The 6,698-nt window shown below is 66.3% G+C and carries 5 protein-coding genes; 1 reads left to right on the forward strand and 4 read right to left on the reverse strand.

What is annotated here, in order from left to right; genetic code table 11:
- Window positions 1-18: 18 nt before the first annotated feature.
- The 4 genes from murI to AC1DO7_RS10395 form a co-directional block, all read right to left on the reverse strand.
- A complete protein-coding gene (murI, locus tag AC1DO7_RS10380) occupies window positions 19-831 on the reverse strand; it encodes a glutamate racemase (RefSeq protein ID WP_441619456.1) in 813 nt (270 codons plus the stop codon).
- A 104-nt stretch (window positions 832-935) separates the two neighbouring features.
- Window positions 936-2,459 carry a fumarate hydratase gene (locus tag AC1DO7_RS10385; protein WP_441619458.1) on the reverse strand — a complete coding sequence of 508 codons (1,524 nt, stop codon included), beginning with the start codon at window positions 2,457-2,459 and terminating at the stop codon, window positions 936-938.
- 205 nt (window positions 2,460-2,664) lie between these two features.
- Complete coding sequence (locus tag AC1DO7_RS10390; RefSeq protein WP_441619459.1) at window positions 2,665-3,219, reverse strand: TIGR00645 family protein; 555 nt, start codon at window positions 3,217-3,219, stop codon at window positions 2,665-2,667.
- Between the two features lie 124 nt (window positions 3,220-3,343).
- Window positions 3,344-4,300, reverse strand: coding sequence for a DMT family transporter (locus tag AC1DO7_RS10395; RefSeq protein ID WP_441619460.1), 957 nt, complete (start codon window positions 4,298-4,300; stop codon window positions 3,344-3,346).
- Window positions 4,301-4,605: 305 nt separating this feature from the next.
- Between AC1DO7_RS10395 and acs the strand changes: the two genes are divergently transcribed.
- Window positions 4,606-6,588 (forward strand): acetate--CoA ligase, encoded by a 1,983-nt coding sequence (acs, locus tag AC1DO7_RS10400; RefSeq protein ID WP_441619462.1) that lies wholly within the window; start codon window positions 4,606-4,608, stop codon window positions 6,586-6,588.
- The last annotated feature ends 110 nt before the right edge of the window (window positions 6,589-6,698 follow it).

The following is a 6,698-nucleotide window of genomic DNA, read 5'->3' on the forward strand; positions in this document are numbered from 1 at the left end:
GGAGGACGGCGAGTCGGCTCAGCCGAGCGCGGGCGCGGGCTCGATCGCCACCATCTCGGTGCGTGCCTCCACATGCAGCAGCGCGGCGGCCATGTCGCGCAGATGCGCCGCGTCCCTGGTCGTGACGTAACGGTCGCGGGGCGCCGCCCCGGGCCCGGCGGCCAGGCCGTGCTCGGCCAGCTTGCGCTGCAGCTGCCGCGCAATGGCGCTGCCGGTATCGACCAGCGCCAGCCGTTCGCCGACCATGCCGCGCACGGTGTCGGAAAGGAAGGGGTAGTGCGTGCAGCCGAGCACCAGCGTGTCGGCGCCGGCGTCCAGCATCGGCGCCAGATACGCGTCGAGCTTTTCGCGCACGGCCGGTCCGGAGATATCGCCTTGCTCGATCAACGACACCAGTCCGGCACCGGCCTGGCAGACGAAGCGGCTCTCGCCTTCGAGCGAGGCCAGCAGCCGCGCGAACTTCGCGCTCTTCAGGGTGTTGCCGGTGGCCAGCACGCCAACCACCTTGCTGCGGCTCGCGGCGGCTGCCGGCTTGAGGCCGGGCTCGACGCCGATGATGGGCAGCGCCAGCCGTTCGCGCAGCGTGTGCACCGCATGCATGGTCGCTGTGTTGCAGGCGATCACGAGCGCCTTGCAGCCCTGCGCCACCAGCCACTCGCAGGCCTGCAGCGTGCGCTCCTCGACAAAGCGCTCGGGCTTCTCGCCATAGGGGTTGTACCTTGAGTCGGCCAGGTATAGCAGCGACTCGTGCGGCAGCAGGGCGCGGACCTCGCGCAAGACCGACAGGCCGCCAAGCCCGGAATCGAAGATGCCGATGGGTGCGTTGTTCACGAGTGCGTGGGGCATAGTGGAAAACAGGGGAGGCCGGCAAGCAAAAAGCCGGGTCGAGCGACCCGGCTTTGCGTCGACAGCGAGGCTGTCATCGAGCAGCCGACTTACAGCGCGGCGACCGGGATCTTGGCAATCTTGGCCTGCCATTCGGCGGGGCCGGTCTTGTGCACCGAGGTGCCTTCGCTGTCCACGGCCACCGTCACGGGCATGTCCTTGACGTCGAACTCGTAGATCGCTTCCATGCCGAGGTCCTCGAAGCCGACAACCTTCGCATGGCGGATTGCCTTGGCCACCAGGTAAGCCGCGCCGCCGACCGCCATCAGGTAGGCCGACTTGTGCTTCTTGATCGCCTCGATCGCCACCGGGCCGCGCTCGGCCTTGCCGATCATCGAGATCAGGCCGGTCTCGGCCAGCATCATCTCGGTGAACTTGTCCATGCGCGTGGCGGTGGTCGGGCCGGCCGGCCCCACGGCTTCATCGCGCACCGGATCCACCGGGCCGACGTAGTAGATCACGCGGTTGGTGAAATCGACCGGCAGCTTCTCGCCCTTGGCCAGCATGTCGGCGATGCGCTTGTGCGCGGCGTCGCGGCCGGTCAGCATCTTGCCGTTGAGCAGCAGGGTCTGGCCCGGCTTCCACGAAGCGACTTCCTCGGGCGTGAGAGTGTTCAGGTCGACGCGCTTGGAGGTCTCGGTGTTCGGTGCCCACTCCACCTTCGGCCAGGCCGACAGGTCAGGCGCCTCGAGCTTGGCCGGGCCGCTGCCGTCCAGCGTGAAGTGCACGTGGCGGGTGGCCGCGCAGTTCGGGATCATCGCCACCGGCTTGGAAGCCGCGTGGGTCGGGTAGCCCATGATCTTGACGTCCAGCACGGTCGCCAGGCCGCCCAGGCCCTGCGCGCCGATGCCCAGCGCGTTGACCTTCTCGTACAGTTCGACGCGCATTTCCTCGATCCAGTCCTGCGGGCCGCGGGCGATGATGTCCTGGATGTCGATCGGATCCATCAGCGATTCCTTGGCCATGACCATGGCCTTCTCGGCGGTGCCGCCGATGCCGATGCCCAGCATGCCGGGCGGGCACCAGCCGGCGCCCATGGTCGGCACGGTCTTGAGCACCCAGTCGACGATCGAGTCGGACGGGTTGAGCATGACGAACTTCGACTTGTTCTCCGAGCCGCCGCCCTTGGCCGCGACCTGGATGTCCACCGTGTTGCCCGGCACCACTTCATAGTGGATCACGGCCGGTGTGTTGTCCTTGGTGTTCTTGCGGCCACCTTCGGGCGGGCTGACGATGGAGGCGCGCAGCACGTTGTCCGGATGGGTGTAGCCGCGGCGCACGCCCTCGTTGATCATGTCCGACAGCCCCATGGTGGCGCCATCCCAGCGCACGTCCATGCCCACCTTGACGAAGATCGTGACGATGCCGGTGTCCTGGCAGATCGGGCGCTTGCCCTCCGCGCACATGCGGCTGTTGGTCAGGATCTGCGCGATCGCATCCTTGGCGGCCGGACTTTGTTCCAGCTCGTAGGCTCGGCCCAGGCTGGTGATGTAGTCCATCGGATGGTAGTAGCTGATGTACTGCAGGGAGTCGGCGACGCTCTGGATGAGGTCTTCTTGCTTGATGACAGTCATTTTTATGGGGGGACAGTCGAGGGGAAATTCAACCCGGGATGATACACCGCGGCGGGGGCGGGCGCCGGCCTGCATGCGCGTGTCGACATTGCGGAAAGTGACTCGGGGGGCGTGGCGTGCGGCGTACCCGACACCCGTGCCGCGGGCAAAAAAAACCGCAGCCGGGGCTGCGGTTTCATGGCCGGCAGTGCGCGGCACGCCAGGCTCAGTGTGCCTTCTCGTGCCCGCCCGCGGGCGGGGCATGCGACACCAGCTTGTCCACGAAAGCCATTGCCACTGCCGACAGCAGGAAAGAGAGGTGGATGATCACCTGCCACATGATGGTGTTCGGGGCACGCTGGTCGGCGTCGATGAAGGTCTTGAGCAGGTGGATCGAGGAGATGCTGATCAGCGCCATCGACAGCTTGACCTTGAGCACGCCGGCGTTGACATGGTCGAGCCATTCCGGCTCGTCCGGGTGGTTGTCCAGCCCCAGGCGGGAGACGAACGTCTCGTAGCCTCCGACGATCACCATGATCAGCAGGTTGGAGATCATGACTACGTCGATCAGGCCCAGCACGACCAGCATGAACTTGGTCTCGTCATACTCGGTCGCGTGCGCCACCAGGTGCCAGACCTCGACGCCGAAGTGATAGACGTAGACCGCCTGCGCGACGATCAGGCCGAGATAGAGCGGCAGTTGCAGCCAGCGCGAAGAGAAGATCAGGCTGGCAAGCGGGTTGAGCCGCCTGGGCTGGTTCGACATGGGATTCGATGCCATGGGTATTGAAAGCTGGTCGTAAGGGAGAGGCCGCGATTGTACATTGCGCAGATTTCGCAAATCCCGCAAATACCGCGAATCGCGCAAATCCCGTACATCCAGCACATCCGGCATTTCGACCCGCTCAGCCTGCCCGATCCCGGCCAGTGCCGCCCGCTGCGTTCCTGTCGTCCCGCCACGCCCGGCTGGCGAGCGGCCCCGGCCAGCTTGCCAGCGCGATGCCGGCCAGCACGCAGGCCAGCGCCACGCCATGCGCCCAGCCCGGCTGCTCGCCCAGGAAGACGATCCCGTAGGTGGCCGCCGCAACCGGCAGCACTGCGGTGAACACACCGGCCAGTTGCGCCGGCACATGGCGCACGCCCTTCATCCACAGCCAGAACGAGAAGATGCTGGCCGACAGCGCGTACCACAGCAGCATCAGCCAGATGCCGGCGGGGACGGAGGTCATGTCGAACGTCAGCAGCGGCACGAGGCCCAGCGGCAACATCAACAGCCCGCCGATCAGGTGCGTGTACGCGCAGATCTCGATGGCGGCAAGCGTTTGCGCCAGGCGCCGCGACAGGATCACGTAGATCGACTCGCAGATCACCGCGCCCATGATCATCAGGTTGCCGAGCAGCGCATGCCCGCCGCTGTTCACGCCGCCGCCACCGCCATGTTCCGGTCCGCGCGCCACGTTCAGCACCACGATGCCGGCCACCGCCAGCAAGACCGAGAAGACCGTGCGGCGCGACAGGCGTTCACGCAAGATCAGCCAGGACAACAGGGCGACCGTGGCCGGGATGGTGCTGGTGATCACGCCCGCGGCCATGGCGCTGGTCAGGCGCACGCCGCCCAGCATCAGCAGCGTGAACAGGAAGGTGCCGAAGAACGCCTGCAGGAACAGGTTGGTCCACTCGCCGCGCGACACGGCTCGCATGCGCGCGGGCCGGTACCAGGGCGCCAGGCATGCGATGGCGATGGCAAAGCGCAGCAGCGCGAACAGCAGGATCGGCACATAGGCCACGATGGCCTTGCCCAGTCCGACATTGCTGCCGACGAGGGCCATCGCGGCGATCAGGAGGAGGGAGTGGATAGGCAAGGCGGCGTGGCGTGCGCGTGCTGCGTGCGGCGCACGGAAACCCGGCGAATGCCGCAGCGCCATGTTGGGAATAGGGCTCGCGGCATTATAGCTGTGCTAGCCTAATGGAGAAGGCTGCACATCGCCACGCGGACGGCTTCGTGGAGGGCGTGCCTGGCTGGCGGCGCCCGTGTGCATGCTGCGTTGCAGCAGGGCAGGGCCGATTTCGGGCGGGTTTGCCGCTGCCAGGCACCACGTCAGGATTCAGTAAGCCGTCGGGCGTAAGTTTGCAGCCAAGCAGCCACGCCAAATCAGGAGACAAATAAATGTCCGCCATCGAATCGGTGATGCAGGAGCATCGCGTTTTCAATCCCCCGGAGTCATTCGCAAAGCAGGCCGCAATCCCCAGCATGGAGGCCTACCAGGCACTATGCGACGAGGCCGGGCGCGACTACGAAGGCTTCTGGGCACGCCATGCGCGCGAGCAGCTGCACTGGAGCAAGCCTTTCACCAAGGTGCTCGACGAAAGCAATGCACCGTTCTACAAGTGGTTCGAGGACGGTGAGATCAATGCCTCCTACAACTGCCTGGACCGCAACCTGGACAACGGCAACGCCGACAAGGTGGCGATCGTCTTCGAGGCCGACGACGGTGGCGTCACCAGGGTCACCTACCGGCAGCTGCACGCCAAGGTCTGCCAGTTCGCCAACGGCCTCAAGGGGCTCGGCATCAAGAAGGGCGACCGCGTCGTCATCTACATGCCGATGTCGGTCGAAGGCGTGGTGGCCATGCAGGCCTGCGCGCGCATCGGCGCTACGCACTCGGTGGTGTTCGGCGGCTTTTCCGCCAAGTCGCTCCAGGAGCGCCTGGTCGACGTGGGCGCGGTCGCGCTGATCACCGCCGACGAGCAGATGCGCGGCGGCAAGGCGCTGCCGCTCAAGGCCATTGCCGACGAAGCGCTGGCGCTCGGTGGCTGCGAGGCAGTGAAGAACGTGGTGGTGTATCGCCGCACCGGCGGCAAGGTCGCCTGGACCGAAGGCCGCGACCGCTCGATGGAAGACGTCGCCAAGGGCCAGCCGGAAACCTGCGAGGCGGAGCCGGTCAGCGCCGAGCACCCGCTCTTCGTGCTCTACACCTCCGGCTCCACCGGCAAGCCCAAGGGCGTGCAGCACAGCACCGGCGGCTACCTGCTGTGGGCGCTGATGACGATGAAGTGGAGCTTCGACGTCAAGCCCGACGATCTCTTCTGGTGCACCGCCGACATCGGCTGGGTCACCGGCCACACGTATATCGCCTATGGCCCGCTGGCCGCCGGCGCTACCCAGGTAGTGTTCGAAGGCGTGCCCACGTATCCCGACGCCGGCCGCTTCTGGGACATGATCGCGCGCCACAAGGTCAGCATCTTCTACACCGCGCCGACCGCGATCCGCTCGCTGATCAAGGCCGCCGACGCCGACGAGAAGATCCATCCCAAGCAATACGATCTGTCCAGCCTGCGCCTGCTGGGCACGGTGGGCGAGCCCATCAATCCCGAAGCCTGGATGTGGTACTACCGCAATATCGGCGGCGAGCGCTGCCCGGTCGTGGATACCTTCTGGCAGACCGAGACCGGCGGCCACATGATCACGCCGCTGCCGGGTGCGACGCCGCTGGTGCCGGGTTCCTGCACCTTGCCGCTGCCGGGCATCATGGCTGCCGTCGTCGATGAAACCGGGCAGGACGTGCCCAACGGCAGCGGCGGCATCCTGGTGGTCAAGCGCCCGTGGCCGTCGATGATCCGCACCATCTGGGGCGATCCGGAACGCTTCAAGAAAAGCTACTTCCCCGAAGAACTCGGCGGCAAGCTCTACCTGGCCGGCGACGGCGCGATCCGCGACAAGGAGACCGGCTATTTCACCATCATGGGCCGCATCGACGACGTGCTCAACGTCTCGGGCCATCGCATGGGCACCATGGAAATCGAGTCGGCGCTGGTGGCCAACCCGATCGTGGCCGAAGCCGCCGTGGTGGGCCGCCCGGACGACATGACCGGCGAGGCCATCTGCGCGTTCGTGGTGCTCAAGCGCTCGCGCCCCAACGAGGAAGAGGCCAAGCAGATCGCTGCCGAGCTGCGCAACTGGGTGGGCAAGGAAATCGGCCCGATCGCCAAGCCCAAGGACATCCGCTTCGGCGACAACCTGCCCAAGACCCGCTCCGGCAAGATCATGCGGCGCCTGCTGCGCTCGCTGGCCAAGAACGAGGAAATCACGCAGGATACCTCCACGCTGGAAAATCCCGCGATCCTGGACCAGCTCAAGCAGGGCCAGTAGCAATAGCAATAGCAATAGCGGAATTACGCGCCGGCCCGCCGGCACGCCCCGTGCGTGCCGGCGGGTCTTTTCTGCTTCGGCAGCGCAGGTCCAACCACGCTCCCCATGCC

The organism is Cupriavidus sp. 05N40 (assembly GCF_056397305.1).